General features: G+C 45.2%; 19 protein-coding genes. 8 read left to right on the top strand and 11 right to left on the bottom strand.

Annotated features, from left to right (window positions below):
- Positions 1-39: 39 nt before the first annotated feature.
- Entirely contained in the window at positions 40-891 is an 852-nt protein-coding gene (locus tag HW45_RS15095; protein ID WP_038227881.1) for an endonuclease/exonuclease/phosphatase family protein, read from the top strand.
- Between the two features lie 62 nt (positions 892-953).
- Here HW45_RS15095 and HW45_RS15090 read toward each other — a convergent pair whose 3' ends face one another.
- Positions 954-2,516, bottom strand: coding sequence for a LysM peptidoglycan-binding domain-containing protein (locus tag HW45_RS15090; protein ID WP_038227879.1), 1,563 nt, complete (start codon positions 2,514-2,516; stop codon positions 954-956).
- A 76-nt stretch (positions 2,517-2,592) separates the two neighbouring features.
- Positions 2,593-3,351 carry a hydroxyacylglutathione hydrolase gene (gloB, locus tag HW45_RS15085; RefSeq protein ID WP_038227876.1) on the bottom strand — a complete coding sequence of 253 codons (759 nt, stop codon included), beginning with the start codon at positions 3,349-3,351 and terminating at the stop codon, positions 2,593-2,595.
- A gap of 38 nt (positions 3,352-3,389) precedes the next feature.
- Between gloB and HW45_RS15080 the strand changes: the two genes are divergently transcribed.
- A complete protein-coding gene (locus HW45_RS15080; protein WP_038227875.1) occupies positions 3,390-4,130 on the top strand; it encodes a class I SAM-dependent methyltransferase in 741 nt (246 codons plus the stop codon).
- Positions 4,131-4,159: 29 nt separating this feature from the next.
- Here the strand turns inward: HW45_RS15080 and rnhA are convergent, their stop codons facing one another.
- Positions 4,160-4,624 (bottom strand): ribonuclease HI, encoded by a 465-nt coding sequence (gene rnhA, locus HW45_RS15075; RefSeq protein WP_038227874.1) that lies wholly within the window; start codon positions 4,622-4,624, stop codon positions 4,160-4,162.
- Positions 4,625-4,681: 57 nt separating this feature from the next.
- Here rnhA and dnaQ point away from each other — a divergent pair, with 57 nt between their 5' ends.
- Both dnaQ and HW45_RS15065 read left to right on the top strand, forming a co-directional pair.
- Positions 4,682-5,428, top strand: a complete 747-nt coding sequence (gene dnaQ / locus HW45_RS15070; protein ID WP_038227872.1) for a DNA polymerase III subunit epsilon — start codon at positions 4,682-4,684, stop codon at positions 5,426-5,428.
- 9 nt (positions 5,429-5,437) lie between these two features.
- Entirely contained in the window at positions 5,438-6,682 is a 1,245-nt protein-coding gene (locus tag HW45_RS15065; protein WP_038227870.1) for a TIGR03503 family protein, read from the top strand.
- Positions 6,683-6,768: 86 nt separating this feature from the next.
- Here HW45_RS15065 and fadE read toward each other — a convergent pair whose 3' ends face one another.
- Complete coding sequence (gene fadE, locus HW45_RS15060; protein WP_038227868.1) at positions 6,769-9,213, bottom strand: acyl-CoA dehydrogenase FadE; 2,445 nt, start codon at positions 9,211-9,213, stop codon at positions 6,769-6,771.
- A 316-nt stretch (positions 9,214-9,529) separates the two neighbouring features.
- On the opposite strand from fadE, the gene lpcA reads away from it, so the two are divergent.
- Together lpcA and HW45_RS15050 are read left to right on the top strand one after the other, a co-directional pair.
- A complete protein-coding gene (gene lpcA / locus HW45_RS15055) occupies positions 9,530-10,105 on the top strand; it encodes a D-sedoheptulose 7-phosphate isomerase (RefSeq protein WP_006072836.1) in 576 nt (191 codons plus the stop codon).
- 50 nt (positions 10,106-10,155) lie between these two features.
- Entirely contained in the window at positions 10,156-10,998 is an 843-nt protein-coding gene (locus HW45_RS15050; protein ID WP_006072837.1) for a class II glutamine amidotransferase, read from the top strand.
- A gap of 84 nt (positions 10,999-11,082) precedes the next feature.
- Here HW45_RS15050 and purN read toward each other — a convergent pair whose 3' ends face one another.
- Positions 11,083-11,721 (bottom strand): phosphoribosylglycinamide formyltransferase, encoded by a 639-nt coding sequence (gene purN, locus HW45_RS15045; protein WP_006072838.1) that lies wholly within the window; start codon positions 11,719-11,721, stop codon positions 11,083-11,085.
- A gap of 4 nt (positions 11,722-11,725) precedes the next feature.
- On the bottom strand, positions 11,726-12,766 hold the full coding sequence (gene purM / locus HW45_RS15040) for a phosphoribosylformylglycinamidine cyclo-ligase (RefSeq protein WP_038227867.1): 1,041 nt from the start codon (positions 12,764-12,766) through the stop codon (positions 11,726-11,728).
- A gap of 245 nt (positions 12,767-13,011) precedes the next feature.
- Here purM and upp point away from each other — a divergent pair, with 245 nt between their 5' ends.
- Positions 13,012-13,638: a uracil phosphoribosyltransferase gene (upp, locus tag HW45_RS15035; RefSeq protein WP_006072840.1), complete on the top strand. Its 627-nt coding sequence runs from the start codon at positions 13,012-13,014 to the stop codon at positions 13,636-13,638.
- Between the two features lie 66 nt (positions 13,639-13,704).
- On the opposite strand, the gene HW45_RS15030 is transcribed toward upp, so the two are convergent.
- Complete coding sequence (locus HW45_RS15030; RefSeq protein WP_038227866.1) at positions 13,705-14,946, bottom strand: uracil-xanthine permease family protein; 1,242 nt, start codon at positions 14,944-14,946, stop codon at positions 13,705-13,707.
- A 274-nt stretch (positions 14,947-15,220) separates the two neighbouring features.
- Here HW45_RS15030 and HW45_RS15025 point away from each other — a divergent pair, with 274 nt between their 5' ends.
- Positions 15,221-16,444 (top strand): DUF2066 domain-containing protein, encoded by a 1,224-nt coding sequence (locus HW45_RS15025; RefSeq protein ID WP_051868153.1) that lies wholly within the window; start codon positions 15,221-15,223, stop codon positions 16,442-16,444.
- A gap of 81 nt (positions 16,445-16,525) precedes the next feature.
- Here HW45_RS15025 and HW45_RS15020 read toward each other — a convergent pair whose 3' ends face one another.
- The 4 genes from HW45_RS15020 to HW45_RS15005 are packed head-to-tail and all read right to left on the bottom strand — an operon-like array spanning position 16,526 to position 19,349.
- Positions 16,526-16,948: a DUF2069 domain-containing protein gene (locus HW45_RS15020; RefSeq protein WP_038227865.1), complete on the bottom strand. Its 423-nt coding sequence runs from the start codon at positions 16,946-16,948 to the stop codon at positions 16,526-16,528.
- Between the two features lie 7 nt (positions 16,949-16,955).
- On the bottom strand, positions 16,956-17,525 hold the full coding sequence (gene wrbA / locus HW45_RS15015; protein ID WP_038227864.1) for an NAD(P)H:quinone oxidoreductase: 570 nt from the start codon (positions 17,523-17,525) through the stop codon (positions 16,956-16,958).
- Entirely contained in the window at positions 17,525-17,875 is a 351-nt protein-coding gene (arsC, locus tag HW45_RS15010; RefSeq protein ID WP_038227863.1) for an arsenate reductase (glutaredoxin), read from the bottom strand. Before arsC ends, wrbA begins: the two co-directional genes overlap by 1 nt.
- Before the next feature lie 22 nt (positions 17,876-17,897).
- The gene (locus HW45_RS15005; protein ID WP_038227862.1) at positions 17,898-19,349 is read right to left on the bottom strand and encodes a beta-barrel assembly-enhancing protease; all 1,452 of its coding nucleotides are present in this window, start codon (positions 19,347-19,349) and stop codon (positions 17,898-17,900) included.
- Between the last annotated feature and the right edge of the window lie 247 nt (positions 19,350-19,596).

Raw genomic sequence — 19,596 nt, 5'->3', positions numbered from 1 at the left:
TAGGTAACTGCTCCTTTTTCGTTTTAGAGAAGAGGTGCTATGAAGTTAAAATGGGTACTGCTTACTGGTGTCGCTATTATGGGAATGACAGTAGGTGGTTTTCAAACGGTATTTACCGTGCGAGAAACACCAGAGATAACCAGTATTAAGGATAGCCAAGTTCAAACGGAGCTAAAGTGTTACCGCAATGACCATCCAGTTGCGTTGGACGAATCCGGACAATTGAATATTTTGGTTTGGAATATTTACAAACAAAATCGCGAAAACTTATTGCCCGAACTTACTCGCTTGTCTGAAGACCGACAATTGGTCCTACTTCAAGAAGCCAGCCTAGATGATACATTTTTAGATTGGCTACAACGCTCGGACTGGGGGAGTAATCAAGTTAGTGCATTCAAAGCATTTGATGTCTCTTCTGGCGTACTCAATTTAAGCCGTACCATGCCTTCAATCGCTTGCGCGAATCTGCAAACCGAACCTTGGCTAAGATTACCTAAATCAGGCTTGTATGCGGAATACGCACTGACGAATGGACAAACTCTAATCAGTGTAAATCTGCACTCTGTAAACTTTACGATAGGAACAGAAGAGTATAAGCAACAACTTGATTCCTTTAAGCAAGTACTCGAGAAGCATCAAGGACCGCTACTAATAGCAGGGGACTTCAATAGTTGGAGTGAATCACGACTCTCCGCGTTAAAACAAGCCCTACATAAATACCATATTAAAGAGGTCGAATTTCAACGTGATAACCGTAAGCGATTTATCACTGGTTTACCTTTGGATCACATTTTTTATCGTGGAATGGAACTGACAGGACAGCGCGTTCCTGAATCTGATGCCTCTGATCATAATCCTCTACTTGCTGAGTTTAGGATTGCCTTCAAGTAATTGAACCAATGAGGCGGTCAGACATAGAAAAAGCGGCGTAAACGCCGCTTTTTTAACGAGAACTAAGCACTGGTTTTGGTGACATCAACGTAGAGTTTCAGTTTTTGGCCCGGCTTAAGATATTTCTGTTTCTGAAGATCGTTCCATTTAACAACATCGTTGGTACGTACTTTGAATTTCTGTGCAATACCGCTGATGGTATCCCCACTTCTCACAGAGTAGAAGACCGTGCGGATAATCGCGCCATCGCTCGCGTTTTTCCAGATAACAAGCTCTTGTCCCACTCTCAGAGTGTCACGAGGGCCCATACCGTTCCATTTTGCCAACGATTGGTGAGAAACTTTATTTGCTTTGGCAATCGACCACAAACTGTCACCACTAGCGACTTTGTGGGTCACTTTATAGTTACCACGAGATGTCGATTGTGTTTTTGCTAGGCGGTTTGCAGCGCTCAGTGAATAGGTTGATTCATCTTTGGTTGATGTCGGAACCAGAAGATACTGGCCTGCGCGAATATTATGGCCTTTTAACCCATTAGCACTGCGAATTACTTGCGTCGTTGTCTGGTGGTTTCGTGCTATAACACTCAAGGAATCACCTGACTTTACTTTATAACGCACAAGGCGCATCCCTTTACCACGATTCTGTTCCAGTTCGAAGCGGAATTTATCTAAACTCTCGATGGGCAGTAGTAGCGTCTGAGGGCCATCTGGTGCAGTTGCCCATTGGTTGTATGCAGGGTTATAACTTTGCAGTTCCTTAATCGAAATGCCGGCATATTTGGCTGCGATTGCGAGATCGAGCTGTTCATTCGGGTCGACCAATTCCAACACAGGCTTATTTGCAATTGGTGGAATGTCGACACCATACTTTTCTTTGTTAGCCAGAACATCAGCTAGAGCCAGCAATTTAGGGACATAGCTGCTAGTTTCTTTCGGTAAATCAAGAGAGAAAAAGTCCGTTGGCTTGCCTAAGTTACGATTTTTTCGAATCGCACTGTTTACTCGACCACCGCCACTGTTATAGGCCGCGATCGCGTGATTCCAGTTGCCATCAAAACGTTTGTTCAACTGAGTCAGGTAATCTAAAGCGGCTTGAGTTGATGCGGTAACGTCACGACGACCGTCATACCAATAGGTTTGGTCTAGACCGAACGCTTTTCCTGTTGCTGGGACAAACTGCCATAATCCTGCCGCGCTGCCATGAGAATAAGCGAAGGCATCAAAGGAGCTCTCGACAATAGGCAGTAACGCAAGCTCTAATGGTAGGTTACGTGCTTCTATTTCTTCAGTAATCAAATATAGGAAAGGTTGAGCGCGCTGTGAGACCGTTCTTAAGTGGCTAGGATGTTTAATATACCATTCGCGGTAATAGTCCACTTTAGCGTTGTCTGGAATCTCCATTTTTAGCTGCATAGCAATGCGCTGCCATACATCTTCTTGCTCTTGTGGCGTTAGTGCTTTTGCTGGAGTTGGAGTATCAACGGAAACGGGCTTTGTTGTATTAGTGGTTGCTGTTTCTGCAGGAGAGTTGGTGGGCTCTGTTGTGGTGTTGCTTGAATCTGGCTGTGTCATCTGACAACCGGCCAGCAACAGGGCTAAGGCCCAACTGTATTTCTTATGCATTTTGTTTGCTACAACCTCTAATTTGAACGGTTGTGCATAATACTAATACGGATTGGGCCAAACAAGCAGCAAAACGTTAAAATTCGTTTTTCCACTCACGTAATGCTGTAAAAGTTGATAGGGGATCATTATTGACAGTTCGGTTTGCTACCGAGCTCACAACTTCTGGTTGAGTAGTTCGTAAAAATGGATTGATGCGCTTCTCTATGGAAATCGTGGTTGGCAAGGTTGGGAAACCTTTAGCGCGTTTCTGATTGGCACCATCTCTGTATTCATGAAGGAACTCATTATGGGGCTCTACGGCCATGGCAAAGGCGAGGTTACTAAGTGTGTATTCGTGAGTACAGTACACTTCCGTCTCTTCAGGTAGTAGAGTGAGTTTTTGTAGCGAATTGTACATTTGCTCCGGAGTGCCTTCAAAAATGCGTCCACAGCCCGCAGAAAATAGGACATCGCCACAAAATAGCTTACCGTCGCCTACATAGCCAATATGATCGAGCGTGTGGCCAGGTAAATTGAGCACCAAAAACTCTTCATTGAACAAGTTGATACGATGTCCTTCACTGACATGATGAGTAAGCTGTCCTATATTGGAATTCTCAGGACCAAGCACGGTGATCGTCGGGTACTTTTCTACCAGTTTCTCTATGCCACCAGTATGGTCCCAGTGGTGATGAGTAATCAATATCGTTACTAACTCAAGTTGGTTGGCTTCTAAATACTCGATCACAGGTTCAGCATCTCCTGGATCGACAACGGCGCACAAGTTCTGGTTATTTTGAATCAGCCAGATGTAATTATCGTTAAATGCAGGTATGCTTTTGATATGTAACATTGTTGTTTCTCCAGTTCAGTATGGGAGAGAGCGCGTAAATGAAGCCAGCACGCAGCAAGAAAAAAGTTGATCATCCCCATTCTTGGGAAGAGCTTGCCAACGGTCAATGGGTCTCTGAATCTATTCAAACGAGGCTTGATGAGTGGTGCCCCAAGTTCTTTGGCTATCATATGCTAAAACTTGGAGGACTGAGTTGTGAACTCACAAGCTGTAATTGCAACATTCAGCATCAAGTGAACCTTGATTCTAAGAACCCTCTGCACAATGTTATCGCTGACCGCTACGAATTACCATTCTTAGAGAAGAGTTTTGATGCTGTTGTAATGTCGCATCAACTTGAGTATGCCGAAGACCCCCATCGTCTACTGCGCGAAGTGGATCGAGTGATGATCGATGATGGTTACCTTATCATTACTGGCTTCAACCCTATGAGCTTCACCGGTCTTGCTAGCTTGATGCCTTGGAGAAAGAACAATTTCCCTTGGAGTGGCCGCATGTTCACGCCAAATCGGATAAAAGACTGGTTAGGGGTACTCAATTATCAGGTCGTCTATGCGGATACTTATGCGCTGTTTCCTATGAAACGATATCGGACGATGTGGACGTGGTTAGAAAGCAGTATTGGTGACTGGGCGTCGCCCATGGGAAGCTTGTATTTTATCGTAGCGAGAAAGCGAACCTACCCGCTTAAACCGATAAAGCCGCATTGGCGTCTAAAGAAAAAGCTAACACCGGCTAGTGTTAGCTATCGTACTGCAGATAAAAAGCAAAGCTCGTAAGCAAGGGAAAGCTATAAGCGGGAGAAACCTTAGCTTGGTTGATAGCCAGTGTCTTCTTCTGTTGGGTTTTCTGCAGCAGCTCTTGCTAGTTCATCACACATTTCATTTTCTCTATGACCTGCATGACCTTTCACCCAGCGCCAGTCAATATCGTGCCGTGCAGTCTCTGAGTCGAGTGCTTTCCATAGGTCCGCATTCTTAACTGGCTTCTTATCTGCGGTTTTCCAACCACGTTTTTTCCAGTTGTGTATCCACTGGGTAATCCCTTGTCGAACATACTGACTATCTGTGGTTAAGATAACGTTGCAAGGCTCTTTAAGTGTCTGAAGTGCAACAATGGTTGCCATCATTTCCATGCGATTGTTTGTTGTCAACGTATAGCCTTTGGCTAACGTCTTTTCGTTCTGTTTGTACCTTAGGACGATTCCATAGCCGCCGGGACCAGGATTACCCAAACAAGAACCATCTGTGAAAATTTCAACCTGCTTCGTCATGATTTGATACTATATAGCTCAGTAAGTTTATCTATATAGTCTGACATACAAAACATCATGAATACCAGTCTCAATTCAGAACAACGCAGAATCGTGGTACTCGATACCGAAACCACAGGTATGAACCGCGAAGGTGGTCCTCACTACATGGGGCATCGAATCATTGAAATCGGTGCGGTGGAAATCATCAACCGTAAACTGACTGGTCGCCATTTTCATGTCTATTTAAAGCCTGATCGTGAAATTCAACCTGACGCTATCGACGTTCACGGTATCACTGATGAGTTTCTATTAGATAAACCGCTCTATCATCAAGTTCACGAAGAGTTCTTAGATTTTATTAAAGGCGCAGAACTAGTTGCCCACAACGCGCCCTTCGATGTGGGCTTTATGGACTACGAGTTTGAGAAGTTAGACGCTTCGATTGGTAAAACCGAACAGTATTGTAAGGTTACCGATACGCTTGCGATGGCAAAACGCATGGCGAACATGCCGGCAAGAAAGAACCTCGACTCGTTAGCAAAACACTACACGATAGATACGTCTGCTCGTATTCTCCACGGCGCTTTGCTCGATGCGGAGATCTTGGCGGATGTGTATTTGGCAATGACGGGCGGCCAAACTTCGATGCAATTTAATGCGGGACAGTCCGATGGGGACGAAAGCGGTGGTGAAACCATTAAGAGGCTCACAACGGGAAGAAAATCGCTAAAGATCTTGCATGCTTCTGCCGATGAAATAGAAGCGCACAATTCGCGCTTAGATATTGTTGAAAAAGGTGGCAGTTGTCTCTGGCGCCTGTAGGAGAGAAACATGCAGAGGATTATTTTTGCGATGGCGTTATGGTTATCGCTGACAGTTGGTGCCTTCGCGACTGAGTCCTCAATGTCATTTCTTGATAACCGGTTTCGAGTTGACCAAACGGTGGAGCGAATCACTTTTTTGGTTTATCGACAGGATAACTCTAAGCCGGTTACGCTAGTTCGCCCTGACGGTAAAAAATACTACGCTTGGCGTCATCCTGAAAATGTTCACTGGATTGAAGAGCCCAGTGTCGATGTCATTTCAATCGAAAAGCCAATGCCAGGCCCTTGGCAAGCCATTGGCAAAGTCACGCCCAAGAATAACATTCAAATCATTTCTCAGCTGTCTTTAAAAGCTGACACCTTGCCACAGCGTATTTATCAAGGTGAGAAGTTAAAGTTTACGGCCCGACTCATGACCGATGGCAAGCCGTTAATTGTTGAGAACATCCTCGACCGTGTGAACCTTAAAGTGGTGATGACGCGCTATTTAGAATCTCAAGAACAAACGGATAACAAGGTGCGCCCGGTACCTATTGTTATTGGTGAGTTTTATGATAACGGTGAAGGGTTGGATGAGCGCGCTGGAGATGGTGTGTTCACCGTTGAGCTACCTATTGAACTTGAGCCCGGGAAATACAATGTTCGAATTACTACAGGCAATGGGGTGTTTTTACGCGCTCTAGAGCAAGAAGTGCTGATTTACCCGACGCCATTTTCTAGCAAATTTATCCAAGGTGATGATAAGAAACCACATCAAATTGTAGTTCGCGGTGAAGTCGCGACGATAGAAGCTGGTAGTTTGGCCACCTCAATTGAACTGCAGTCCCCTGATGAGTCAGAGCAGGTCGTGCAACACCAAGCGGACGCAGGTAAAAACGATGTCACCTCGTATTTTAACGACTTACATCAAATGGGGACCTATCATTGGACTGGCCATGTATATGCCAATGAGGCTTCCACGGGGCGTTCGTTAGTGTTTGATCTTCCAATGCGTACCTTCAGTGTTGTCGGGGCTTTGGATTTAGAAAAAGCCGAGGAAATGCAAGCGGCGGCACGAGAAGCGAAGAAAAAAGCAGAACAAGAAGCGCAAATCCTTGCACACAGAGAACAAGTGAGAACTCGAGCAATACTGGCCATCGTGATCGGTAATCTAGTGCTTATCGTGGTGGGTGGAATCATCTGGTGGTTGGTTCGACGTAAGCGAGCCATTAAGGCTTCACTACCAGAAATGCAGTTAAATATGCCGCGTTAGTTTAGTAACGGTAATGACATAAAAAAGGGTCAGCAATTGCTGACCCTTTTAGCTATTTGGAATGATCAATTATCTGGAGTGATCAATTACGCGACTTCTTCCATTGTCGGGTAGACAGGCTTTGCTGCGAGCTCCTCTGGAGCAAAGTCATCAACGTTTATAGTGTACAGACGATGTGCTTCTGCAGTAACAAGCAGTGTCGCCTCATCTTGAGTAATTAATCCTTTCTCTAAACCTAGTGCCGCGACTTTATCAAGCTGCGTAAATGGACGACGCTGCTCAAGCGCTTTACAAACTTTAGTAAATACAGGCTCAGCACGTAAAATGACATCCAGTGCTTGCTCAATACGACCTGCAGCATTGAACTCGGTTGGTTCTAGGTATTGACCGCGACCCAAACGGCTTCGTGCGCCACAAGGGGTTTGTAAGATACGAGCCACTTGACTATCAAGCTTATCTGAAGGCGCTTTGCGAACTGTGCCTAGTGGTAATACGATAAAGCGCATCAAACGGCCAATAGCTTTGTTAGGGAAGTTGGCTAAGAAATCATCTAACGCTTTTTCAGTTTGCATTAGACTGTCTTGCAGACCCCAGTGAAGAAGCGGTAAATCTTCGCTGTTACGGCCTTCTACATCATAACGTTTTAATGCTGCACTGCTGAGATACAACTGACTCAAAATATCACCAAGGCGCGCCGATAGGCGTTCTTTACGTTTTAGTGAGCCACCAAGGACTGCCATAGACACATCTGACAGCAATGCTAGGTTGGCACTGTAACGGTTCAACTGTTGGTAATAACGTTTGGTTGCATCTTTCTGTGGTGTTGATGAGCCACGACCATCCGTAAGACCGAGCCAGAAACTGCGTACTAAGTTACTGATCGTAAATGAAACGTGGCCTGCAAGGGCTTTGTCGAATTTATCAACAGCATCATTGGCGGTAGAGTGCGCGGCATCCATTTCCGTTAAAACATATGGATGGCAACGAATCGCGCCTTGACCAAAGATGATCATTGAACGAGTGAGAATATTGGCACCCTCTACCGTTACAGCGATAGGTGAACCTTGATAGCCGCGTGCTAAGAAGTTTGATGGGCCAAGGCAAATGCCTTTACCGCCAACAATATCCATGGCATCGATAATGCTTTGTTGACCGCGATGAGTACAATGATATTTGACGATGGCAGAGATCACTGATGGCTTCTCGCCCAAGTCGATCCCTGTAACCGTAAGATGGCTGGCTGCATCCATTACGTAAGCATTACCGCCAATACGTGCTAATGGTTCTTCAATACCTTCCATATGGCCGATTGGTTGTTTGAACTGACGACGGATACGAGCGTAAGCACCTGTTGCCAAAGCTGCTGTTTTGATACCACCTGTTGAATTTGATGGTAGTGTGATGCCACGTCCAACTGAGAGGCACTCAACCAACATACGCCAGCCTTGACCAGCCATTTTTTGACCGCCGATAATGAAATCCAGTGGCACGAACAACTCGTTCGCTGTTGTAGGGCCGTTTTGAAACGGAACGTTCAGAGGGAAATGACGGTTACCAATCTCTACACCTTTAAGGTGTGTTGGAATAAGCGCACAAGTAATGCCCAAGTCTTCTTTGTCACCTAGCAGGCCATCTGGATCTCGAAGTTTGAAAGCAAGACCAAGTACGGTAGCGACTGGCGCAAGGGTAATGTAACGTTTGTTCCAAGTGAGCTTCATGCCCAAGACTTCTTTGCCTTCCCATTTGCCTTTACATACGACACCAAAATCAGGGATTGAGCCTGCATCAGAGCCGGCTTCCGGGCTAGTTAGAGCAAAACACGGAATCTCTTTACCGACTGCTAGGCGAGGTAAGTAGTAGTCTTTTTGATCTTCTGTACCATAGTGCTGAAGGAGTTCACCTGGGCCTAAGGAATTAGGGACACCAACTGTAGATGAAAGCACACCCGACACGCCGGTTAGTTTTTGTAGAACGAGAGACTGTGCATACGCAGAAAATTCAAGGCCGCCGTATTTTTTCTTAATGATCATGGCAAAGAATTTGTGATCTTTTAGGTACTGCCAAACTTCTGGTGGAAGGTCAGCTAACTCGTGAGTGACTTGATAATCGCTCACCATCGCACAGACTTCGTTAACAGGACCATCTAAGAAGGCTTGCTCTTCTGCGCTAAGTTTTGGCTGACTAATATTCTGTAGCTTTTGCCAGTTTGGCTTGCCTTTGAAAAGCTCTGCTTCCCACCAAACCGTACCCGCATCCAATGCTTCTTTTTCTGTCTGAGACATGGCAGGAAGCACTTTCCTAAATAGTTTAAGCGCTTTAGCAGAAATCAGTGATTGTCGGATAGAAGGAACACACAATACCGCTACCGTAGCAACGTATAACGCCCATATGATGGCGCCAAATACACCGAGTAGTGAACCTAAGACCATAGCAGTGGTCACGAGTAATAAAGATTTTGCCAGCGATGCTCGTTGGTAGAAACTGAATCCAACTGCGCCGAGCAAGGCGACGAGAGAGAGCAAGATGTCCATGATTGTTCCTTTATCTGGGTACTTATCGTTGTTGTAGGGGTTGACCGTTTTAGTAACATGTAAGGTAAGAGGTCGTACCAGTAATAATTGTAACTCAATTATTGCATAAATGTAAATTTTCAAAAGTAATTACTCTAATTCGATTCAAAAATGAGAGCTTTGTATAATTTCCCACCAGTTTCGAATGCGAAGCTATGAAAAACCAATCAGGAAGGGGTTAGATGAGCCTGTGCCTATCGACAGAATTGGGGGTTTATAGTTAAACTCAGGTAATCGCAACGACGCGTTGATGTCGGAAAATAAAGAGAATAAACCTATGTACCAAGATCTAATTAGAAACGAGCTAACAGAAGCGGCAGACGTACTAAATAAATTCCTAAGCGACGATCACAACATTGCGCAGATCGAAGCAGCAGCGAAAATGATTGCGGAATCATTCAAGCAAGACGGCAAGGTATTGTCCTGTGGTAACGGTGGATCGCATTGTGATGCGATGCACTTTGCTGAAGAGCTAACGGGTCGCTATCGTGAGAACCGTCCGGGTTACGCTGGTATCGCTATTTCTGATCCAAGCCACCTTTCATGCGTGAGCAATGACTTTGGTTACGATTATGTATTTTCACGTTATGTGGAAGCAGTAGGCCGTTCTGGTGATGTTTTGTTTGGTCTTTCTACATCGGGCAACTCTGGCAACATTTTGAAAGCTATTGAAGCTGCCAAGGCAAAGGGCATGAAGACAATTGCCCTTACAGGTAAAGATGGTGGTCAAATGGCAGGTGTTGCTGATATTGAGATTCGCGTACCGCACTTTGGTTATGCGGATCGAATTCAAGAAGTACACATCAAGATCATTCATATTGTGATCCAATTGATTGAAAAAGAGATGGAATAATCTCAGCTTACTAGTGACATTATTGTGGAAGAAAAAGAGTAGGGAACTCAATGTGTGAATTGCTTGGCATGAGTGCAAATGTGCCAACAGATATCTGTTTCAGCTTTACCGGTTTGATTCAACGGGGTGGCAACACCGGCCCTCACAAAGATGGCTGGGGTATAACCTTTTATGAAGGGAAAGGTTTTAGAACCTTTAAAGATCCTCAGCCGAGTTGTGATTCGAAAATAGCGGAGTTGGTTCAAAACTATCCGATAAAGAGTCGTGCCGTTGTTAGTCATATACGACAAGCGAACCGTGGTCAGGTTAATCTAGAAAATACGCACCCATTCACGCGTGAGCTATGGGGACGCTATTGGACATTCGCACACAATGGTCAGCTCAGTGACTATCAAGGACTGGAGACTGGTCACTTTCGTCCAGTGGGCGAAACTGACAGTGAATTGTCGTTTTGTTGGCTGCTGCGAAAATTGGATGAGCGCTTTCCTGAACCACCGCAAGATATGATGGCGATGTTCGCGTACATTTCCGAATGTTGTGATGAATTACGAGAATACGGTGTCTACAACATGTTGTTGAGTGATGGTGAGTTTGTGATGACCTATTGCACTAACCATTTGTACTGGATCACGCGTAAAGCCCCATTTGGTAAAGCTACTTTGCTCGATGAAGATGTGACGATTAACTTCCACGAAGAGACGACACCTAACGATGTGGTGACGGTTGTTGCGACTCAACCGCTGACTAGCAATGAGAGTTGGCATCGAATGAAGCCGGGTGAATTTAACCTGTTTCATTTTGGGGAGTTAGTCGCCAGCAATGTTGATGAGTTAAAAGACGTGGAGTTTGCGGAAGCAAAGCCTGCAAGCCAAGCGCCTACTGAGCCATTATAAGCCCACATCAAACTGGGACATAAGAAAAAAGCGAGTGATTACATCACTCGCTTTTTTGATATTTACTCGTTTTGATTTACAGGGTTATTTGTCTGCGTAGCCTTGAGGGCCAAGTTCTAAACCATCCAACATCGCTTTACTGCCATCCATAGATAAGCGGCCTTCGACAAACCATTTTACAACCAGCGGATAGATCTTATGTTCCTGACTTTGAACACGCTGTTCTAGTGTTTCAATCGTATCATCATCGAATACTGGAACTTTAGCTTGCAAGATAATTGGACCACCATCTAGCTTCTCAGTAACAAAATGGATACTGGTGCCATGGTGTTCATCACAGTTATCAATCGCACGTTGATGTGTGTGCAAACCTGGATATTTTGGTAACAGCGAAGGGTGAATGTTGATCATTCGTCCCATGTAGTGGCGTACAAACTCGCCACTTAAGATACGCATGTAGCCTGCTAGTACCAATAAGTCAGGTTTGTGCACGTCAATGCGACGCATCAGTTCAGCATCAAACGCTTCACGTGTTTCACTTAATTTCGGGTCAAGGAACTCAGCCTCCGCTCCTGCCTTACGTGCACGTTCTAAGGCGAAAGCGGACTCTTTGTTTGAGAATACCGCTCGAACCTTGGCGTTTTCGATGGTGGACTCACAAGCGTCAATAATCGCCTGTAAGTTGGTACCATTCCCTGAAACTAAAACAACAATATTCTTCATGAAACTAATTGATCTCTACTTGCTCTTCACCAGCTTGTGCAGTCGCGATCTCACCAATTACCCATGCGTTTTCGCCTTCAGCTTTTAATAGTTCAACTGCTGCCTCTGCCTGATCTTTTGGCAGAGCAACAATTAGGCCTACGCCACAGTTGAAGGTACGGTACATCTCAAATGTATCAACATTACCTTTCTCTTGTAGCCAGTTGAAGATTGCTGGCCATTCCCAGCTGTTGCCATCAATCACAGCTTTTGTTCCTTCAGGAAGTACGCGAGGGATATTTTCCCAGAAACCACCACCTGTGATGTGTGAGATTGCATGGATATCGTGTTCAGCGATCATTTTCAGAGCTGATTTGATATAAATTTTCGTCGGTTCTAGTAAGTGTTCACCAATTGTGCGTTCGCCTAGCATCTCGTTTTTATCTGCGCCAGATACTTCTAAGATCTTGCGTACAAGAGAGTAGCCATTTGAATGTGGGCCACTTGAACCAACCGCGATAAGTGCGTCACCGGCAGCGACTTTTGTACCGTCGATAACTTCTGATTTTTCAACGACGCCTACACAGAAACCAGCAACGTCGTAGTCTTCACCTTCATACATACCAGGCATTTCAGCCGTTTCGCCACCAATAAGCGAACAACCAGCTTGGATACAACCTTCAGCGATACCAGATACCACATCAGCTGCAGTGTCTACGTCCAGTTTGCCTGTTGCGTAATAGTCGAGGAAGAACAATGGCTCTGCACCTTGAACAATCAAGTCATTCACACACATCGCAACCAGATCGATACCGATAGTGTCGTGTTTGTTCATATCTAGAGCTAGGCGCAGTTTGGTACCGACACCGTCTGTTCCAGATACGAGTACAGGCTCTTTGTATTTAGTTGGCAGCTCACATAAAGCACCAAATCCACCGATGCCTCCCATAACTTCAGGGCGACGAGTGCGCTTAACCGCGCCTTTAATACGGTCAACTAATGCGTTACCAGCATCAATATCTACACCAGCGTCTTTATAGCTTAGGGAAGTGTTGTTTCCGCTCACGGGACAGTCCTCGATAAATAAATGGATGTGAAAAGCGGCGCTATTCTAACAGGGGTTTAAACAAAAAGGAAAACGTTTGCGTAAGAAATTACAAACTATTTTTGAGCGAGGGTAATCTGTTGATATAGGCCGGTTTAAGCGAGTAAATATGCGGAAAAAACACCATTAACCTATAATCTTGACTGAAATAGCGAAAGAAACCATGTATAATTTGCAGGTTTTGTTAAAAATTGCCGGAGTAGGACATGAAAGTTGTTGAAGTTAAACACCCTCTTGTGAAGCACAAACTGGGTTTGATGCGTGAAGGGGACATCAGCACAAAGCGTTTCCGTGAACTTGCTACAGAAGTAGGTAGCCTGTTGACGTATGAAGCGACCGCAGACTTTGAAACTGAGAAAGTAACTATTGAAGGTTGGAATGGTCCTGTTGAAGTAGACCAAATCAAAGGTAAGAAAGTGACCGTAGTGCCAATTCTTCGTGCTGGTCTAGGTATGATGGATGGCGTGCTTGAGCACATGCCAAGTGCACGTATCAGTGTTGTTGGTATCTACCGTGATGAAGAAACACTGGAACCGGTACCTTACTTCAACAAGCTTGCGTCAAACATCGACGAGCGTATTGCGCTAGTTGTTGACCCAATGCTAGCAACGGGTGGTTCTATGATTGCAACCATCGACCTGCTGAAAGAAAAAGGCTGTAAAGCAATTAAAGTATTAGTTCTTGTTGCTGCTCCAGAAGGCATCGAAGCACTAGAAAAAGCTCACCCAGACGTTGAGCTATATACCGCTGCTATCGATGAGTGTCTGAATGACAAAGGCTACATCGTTCCAGGTCTAGGTGATGCTGGTGATAAGATTTTCGGTACTCAATAATTAAGAGTCTGATGATTTAAAAAGAAAAAGGCTGACAAATGTCAGCCTTTTTTTCGTTCGGAGCAATTAATCTTCCATTTGAGCGTTATCAACCATTTTATTCTCACCTAGGTCATGAGGAAGAATCTGGTTAAGAACAATCGCCACAATACCGCACAAACTCACACCTTGAAGGCTGAAGTCGCCAATACCAAATGCCATGCCGCCAATACCGAATACTAATGTGATAGCGACAATCACTAAGTTGCGGGATTTATGCAAATCAACATTGTTCTTAATCAGTGTATTCAGACCTACAGTAGCGATAGATCCAAACAACAAGATCATGATACCGCCCATCACAGGAACAGGGATGGTTTGTAAAATAGCACCAAGCTTACCTACCAATGCTAAGACGATCGCAGTCACTGCCGCCCAGGTCATGATAACCGGGTTGAATGCTTTGGTTAGCATCACAGCACCAGTTACTTCACTGTAGGTGGTGTTTGGTGGAGCACCTACCATAGAGGCTGCGATTGTTGCTACGCCGTCACCTGTGATAGTGCGATGAAGCCCCGGTTTCTTCAAATAATCTTTACCAGTAACGTTCGAGATGGCTAGCATATCACCAACGTGTTCAACCGCTGGTGCAATCGCAACAGGCAACATAAACAGAATTGCATTGATGTTAAATTCGGGAGTAGTGAAGTTTGGCATCGACAGCCAAGACGCTTGAATAACAGGAGTAAAGTCAACGACACCAAATGCTAAGCTAGTGACATATCCCGCCACGATTCCGCTGAAAATAGGCAGAAGCTTAAGGAAACCTTTTGCAAAGACACTGACTGCAATCGTCACTAATAGCGAAATTGACGAAATCCATAGTGCGGCATTACCGTTGACGAGTTCAATGGCGCCATCGCCAGTTTTACCCAATGCCATGTTTACAGCAACTGGCGCTAGGCCAAGACCAATCACCATAATAACCGGGCCTACTACAACAGGTGGTAATAGCTTGTGAATGATCTCCACGCCTTTTGCTTTGATAACGGCACCCATTATGACGTAAACAACACCTGCTGCCATCAAGCCACCCATAGTGGCACCCACGCCCCAAGTTTGAACACCGAACATGATCGGAGCGATGAAAGCAAAAGAAGACGCTAGAAAAATAGGAACGCTACGACGGGTGATTAATTGGAACAGCAGTGTGCCCACACCAGCTCCAAACAGAGCAACGTTAGGATCTAACCCAGTAAGCAGCGGTACTAGGACTAAGGAACCAAACGCGACGAATAGCATTTGCGAACCTTGTAAGATAGTTTTCATAGTTTGATATCCAAGCAAATAGAAGTTTTCACCCAAGGGCTTTGGGCAAATTGGCGCGATAATATCACTTTGCAATCGATTACTTAATGATCTTGGTAAAAAATCTGGATTATTTGTTAGTAAAACTTCGATACAAGGCCCGATATCGTGCTTTAGATCTTGATGGATAGGGGCTGTGGCAAAAAATATTAACCAAACCTTGAAGCACTTAGCTTGCTCCTGAACTCATACTTGCTTATCATTTCGACTTATATCTTTGTAATTTAGGATGCTTATGCGTTATTTAGCTTGGTTGTTGGCAACAGTCTTTGTATTGCCAGCTTATGCATTGACCAAGGTTGATATTTACTCGACCGAAGTGGTGGTGAATTCTGAAGAGCCGAATGCTGATGAAGTAGCTCGCCAGCAAGGCATGCTGGAAGTACTCATTAAAGCCAGCGGTGATTCGAAGGCGGCGGCTAATCCCGTGGTAAAGAAAGCACTAGGCAAGAGCTCCAGGTTCATTACACAGTTGGGTTATACGCAGCTAAATGGTGAGCAAGCATTACGAATGACATTCAATAGTGAGCAAATTAATACTCTATTGAAGCAAGCTGATCTGTCTTCTTGGCCAATTGATCGTGCCAATGTCATGGTGTGGTTGGTCGAAGATGACGGTAGGGATCGCGCTATTACTTGGGAACATACCAATTCTGAAGCGGCGAATCAGCTAAGAAAAGAAGCAAAACGACGTGGGCTTCCAGTGACATTCCCTGTTGGTGATTTTGATGACATGACGGGAATTCAACCAACAGATTTGTGGGGAGGCTTTGTAGGCCCAATATCACAAGCAACTCAGCGTTATCCTGTAGATGCGGTGATGGTTGTAAGAGCTGAAGGTAGTAGTTTACGCTGGACACTATACGACCAAGCACCAGAAACCTTAGGTCGAAACCAGTTAGAGCCTATAACTGGTTCAGCGTCAGGTGGCGTTGCAATGGCTAACCTTATCGATCAAGTCAGTGACTATTACGCCTCTAAAAATGCAACAGTGATTAGCGGCGAAAGTGCAGGCACTGTTACTGTGTCTTTTACCGGTATGAAGAGTGCAGATGCGTTCTTTACTCTGGAACGTGCATTAGGCCGCTTAGCTTCGACGGCGAAAGTGGAAGTGGCTGAAGTTAAAGGTGATGAAGTCATTATCAGAGCTTACTTACTTGGTTCGATTGAGTCATTTGAACAAGAAGTACTTAAGCTTGGCTTAGTAAAGCTGGTTGAAGTCCTGCCGGAAGAAGCTGTGGTTGAGCCTGCTCCTACAGCTGTACCTGCGACTTTACCTGAGGTCGATAGCTCAACGGCAAATCCTGAGGCGAATACTCCAGCTCAGCCCGATACTGCTGAACCAGCAACAGTGTCGTCGGTTGATGAGGTTAATGTGGCTACAGACTCATCAGAGTCTACAGCGTCTACATCTGGCCTAATCGCTAAGCCACAACTGACTTTTGAATGGCTATACTAGTTGAGGCGTAAATTTGCAGGTTGAAAAAGGAGGCAATGCCTCCTTTTTTCTTGTTTCAAGAATTTCTTGTTCTTCAAAAGCCTACTCTTCGAAGCGTTGTTTTTCCTTTTTCTCTACCGAAGACAGTCTTGGCAGCTTAAGACCAAGCTCCTTTCCTTTTAATCTGGCGTAGAGGATGTTTCCTGCGAAGGCCAAACAGGTGAGTAGAAGTTCTACTGATGCTAGCAAACGTTCTCCTTCATCGGCATAGAGTAGTGTTAGTGCATGCAGAAAATACAACATCAACACAAAGTTCGCCCAAGCGTGGGTATAAGGTTTTCCCGCGATAATACCCGGTAACGGTAATAGCAGCGGAATCATCCAAGCGATTGTAATCGCAGTGGGGCTAATGTGAGGATGTGGAGACAAATAGCCGTGCCAAACAGTGACCCAAGTTAGCAATGCTAAGTTGGCTGCCAGTGCAAAGATGCGCATGGTTTTGGTTTTAAAAGGGATTGCTATCATGATTCCATTACTTCAATTTTCTGGCGGTTTGTGCCAAGCGTTTTCCTAACGCAAAAGCTAGCTCTGACTCTTCAATACTAAGTTGTGTACTTGAATTTGCTACGTGTGATGCTCCGTAAGGCGTTCCACCGGTTGTCGTGGTATGTAACTGCGGCTCACTATAGGGAATACCTAAAATCATCATCCCGTGGTGCAACAGAGGAAGTAGCATACTCATGGCGGTGCTTTCTTGACCGCCATGTAATGAGGATGATGAGGTAAACACACATGCGGGTTTATCGATTAGGTCTCCAGCGATCCATAAGCTGGTGGTTTGATCCCAAAAGTGCTTCAAAGGAGCTGCCATGTTGCCAAACCAAACTGGACTACCCATAGCTAAACCGTCGCATTGCTTTAGCTCCTTGATGGAGACGACCGGATCGCCACTGTTTGAGTCTGACTCTGTCGTCAACTCTTCCACTGTACGCAGAATAGCTTGGCATTGCTCGACTGATTCAACCCCTCGCGCTATCGCACGAGCGAGTTGTTTGGTGCTTCCATGTCGACTGTAGTAAAGCACCAGAATTTGGCATGACATTATAGGATGTCTAGCACTTGCTCAGGCGGGCGGCCGTGCTTTGCTTTACCGTTGTTGATCACTATAGGACGCTCGATTAGCTTTGGATTATCAAACATAGCCTGAAACAGTTGATCATCGGTCAGTGCTGGATCTGCTAGATTAAGCTCCTTGTAAATATTTTCTTTAGTACGCATCATCGCACGAACGCTTTCTAATTCTAGCTGACCAAAAATCTCTTTGAGCTTTTCTACTGTTGGTGGTGTATCTAGGTATTTAACTACTTCTGGTTGAATGCCTTTTTCTTCAAGAAGAGCAAGAGTTTGGCGGCTTTTAGAGCAACGCGGATTATGAAAAATGGTGACTGACATAGATGGCTATTCCTTTTTGGTTTTATTGTAATGCCATGAAACGGTCACGTTGTACCAGCAATTGGTCAATACGTGCGTCATAGCGAGCCTGTTTTAGGCTTCCTAACTCGGCCAGTTGACTAGCCTGAGAGTAAAGCTGAATAGATTTATCCCACTGAGCATTCAAGGCCAAGATTTCTGCGCGTGCAGCAAGATCTTCGGCGCTATTGCCTAGTTTAATGTTAGCTTCCGACAGCAAGTGCCAGCCATTAGTATCATTAGGGTGCTCGTGGGTGTAACGCTGGAGAACTTGAATCGCGTCTTTGTATTTTTCGCCTTTAAGTAGCGCGTTGGCGTAGTTGATAGTAATGACCGGGTTATTAGGCTTAACGGTTAAGACTTCTTTCATCAACTCGGCTGCCTTTTCAGGCTGCTTTTGAGCAATGTAAAGGTCGGATGCTGCATCTAGATAGAAATTGTTGTTTGGATCTTTCTTTAAAAGCTTGTCGAGTATTGCTTCAGCATCATCGAGTTTATTAGTGTCTAGGTACACCAGGGCTTTGCCATATTCGAAGGAGTCTTGAATTTTCGGTCCTGCTTTACGAGCGGTTCGCTCGAACCAATCCATTGCCGAAGCAGACTTAATTCCAGCATAGCGGGCTACAATTCTAGCCCGAGCCAGATGATAATTGATTGATGGCTGTACTCGCAGCGGTGGGTAGCTCTGAGCTCGCTCACGAGTGTCGGTAATACGATCTTCTGGAAGTGGGTGAGTCAATAACATTGGTGGCGGCTTGCTTGCATAACGATATTCGTCCGCAAGACGACCGAAGAAACGAGGCATGTCGTTGACGTCAAACTTGGCGCGAGCAAGAGTGGCAATGCCAAATCGGTCGGCCTCTTTTTCGTTACTGCGTGTATAGTTGATAGAAGCCTGCATCGAACCAGCAGTGGTCGCTGTAAGCGCTGCCATACCCGCTTGAGGGGCAGCTATCGCTAATAAAAGTGAACCAACAAGTGCTGCAACAGTAGCGGGTGAACGGCGAGCTTCGTCTTCCATTCTACGAGCTAAGTGGCGTTGAGTGACGTGGGCGATTTCGTGCGCCATAACTGAGGCCAGCTCACTTTCAGTATGGGCGTGAAGGAACAACCCCGTATGCAGTGCGACATAACCACCAAAGAACGCGAAAGCGTTTATGTTGCGGTCGCGTATCATAAAGAAGGTGAAAGGGGTCTTTACATCATTAGCACTGGAAACCAATCGATGGCCAATAGAATCAACGTACTCATTGAGCACTGGGTCATTAACAATTGGAGAGCTAGCGCGAATCATCCGCATATACGCATCACCATAAATGAGTTCTTGATCTATGGTCAACGTTGCCCCTGCCGCAGTTCCGATATCGGGAAGATCGAGTTCGGCATAGGCAACTTGAGGGACGCTTAATGCGGTAGCGACGCATAGGCAAATCAATGAACGGGCGCGTTTCAACATACGACTGAGGTGACTCCTTAAAATGTGGTAGTTTTGACCATGAAATCCTAACTTGGTTTCCTACCTTATCCTCTTGCCATTCATTTTTGCATACGGAACTGGGATAGGAAAGGTTTTCTCATTCTCGGGCTTAGCTGTATTTTGTTATCTCTGGTTTGTGTGAATATCCATTATTCATAGTTTCTTTAACACTTACTGGTTGGGTATGCTATCAAAAGTCTTTACAATGGATGACTTTGAGAGATTC

Origin of the sequence: Vibrio sp. ER1A (assembly GCF_000733315.1) — a bacterium.
GTDB classification, from domain to species: domain Bacteria; phylum Pseudomonadota; class Gammaproteobacteria; order Enterobacterales; family Vibrionaceae; genus Vibrio; species Vibrio mediterranei.
Note: the sequence above shows the minus strand (reverse complement) of the source record. Positions and strands in the feature narration are given on the sequence as shown.

Bases quoted from the DNA above. Each gene is read 5' to 3' on its own strand.
- HW45_RS15050 (WP_006072837.1), top strand. From the start codon at position 10,156: ATGTGTGAATTGCTTGGCATGAGTGCAAATGTGCCAACAGATATCTGT.
- HW45_RS15030 (WP_038227866.1), bottom strand. From the start codon at position 14,946: ATGAAAACTATCTTACAAGGTTCGCAAATGCTATTCGTCGCGTTTGGT.
- HW45_RS15005 (WP_038227862.1), bottom strand. From the start codon at position 19,349: ATGTTGAAACGCGCCCGTTCATTGATTTGCCTATGCGTCGCTACCGCA.
- arsC (WP_038227863.1), bottom strand. From the start codon at position 17,875: ATGTCAGTCACCATTTTTCATAATCCGCGTTGCTCTAAAAGCCGCCAA.
- lpcA (WP_006072836.1), top strand. From the start codon at position 9,530: ATGTACCAAGATCTAATTAGAAACGAGCTAACAGAAGCGGCAGACGTA.
- gloB (WP_038227876.1), bottom strand. From the start codon at position 3,351: ATGTTACATATCAAAAGCATACCTGCATTTAACGATAATTACATCTGG.
- rnhA (WP_038227874.1), bottom strand. From the start codon at position 4,624: ATGACGAAGCAGGTTGAAATTTTCACAGATGGTTCTTGTTTGGGTAAT.
- HW45_RS15080 (WP_038227875.1), top strand. From the start codon at position 3,390: ATGAAGCCAGCACGCAGCAAGAAAAAAGTTGATCATCCCCATTCTTGG.
- purN (WP_006072838.1), bottom strand. From the start codon at position 11,721: ATGAAGAATATTGTTGTTTTAGTTTCAGGGAATGGTACCAACTTACAG.
- fadE (WP_038227868.1), bottom strand. From the start codon at position 9,213: ATGGACATCTTGCTCTCTCTCGTCGCCTTGCTCGGCGCAGTTGGATTC.
- HW45_RS15025 (WP_051868153.1), top strand. From the start codon at position 15,221: ATGCGTTATTTAGCTTGGTTGTTGGCAACAGTCTTTGTATTGCCAGCT.
- wrbA (WP_038227864.1), bottom strand. From the start codon at position 17,525: ATGTCATGCCAAATTCTGGTGCTTTACTACAGTCGACATGGAAGCACC.
- HW45_RS15065 (WP_038227870.1), top strand. From the start codon at position 5,438: ATGCAGAGGATTATTTTTGCGATGGCGTTATGGTTATCGCTGACAGTT.
- HW45_RS15090 (WP_038227879.1), bottom strand. From the start codon at position 2,516: ATGCATAAGAAATACAGTTGGGCCTTAGCCCTGTTGCTGGCCGGTTGT.
- HW45_RS15020 (WP_038227865.1), bottom strand. From the start codon at position 16,948: ATGATAGCAATCCCTTTTAAAACCAAAACCATGCGCATCTTTGCACTG.
- dnaQ (WP_038227872.1), top strand. From the start codon at position 4,682: ATGAATACCAGTCTCAATTCAGAACAACGCAGAATCGTGGTACTCGAT.
- upp (WP_006072840.1), top strand. From the start codon at position 13,012: ATGAAAGTTGTTGAAGTTAAACACCCTCTTGTGAAGCACAAACTGGGT.
- HW45_RS15095 (WP_038227881.1), top strand. From the start codon at position 40: ATGAAGTTAAAATGGGTACTGCTTACTGGTGTCGCTATTATGGGAATG.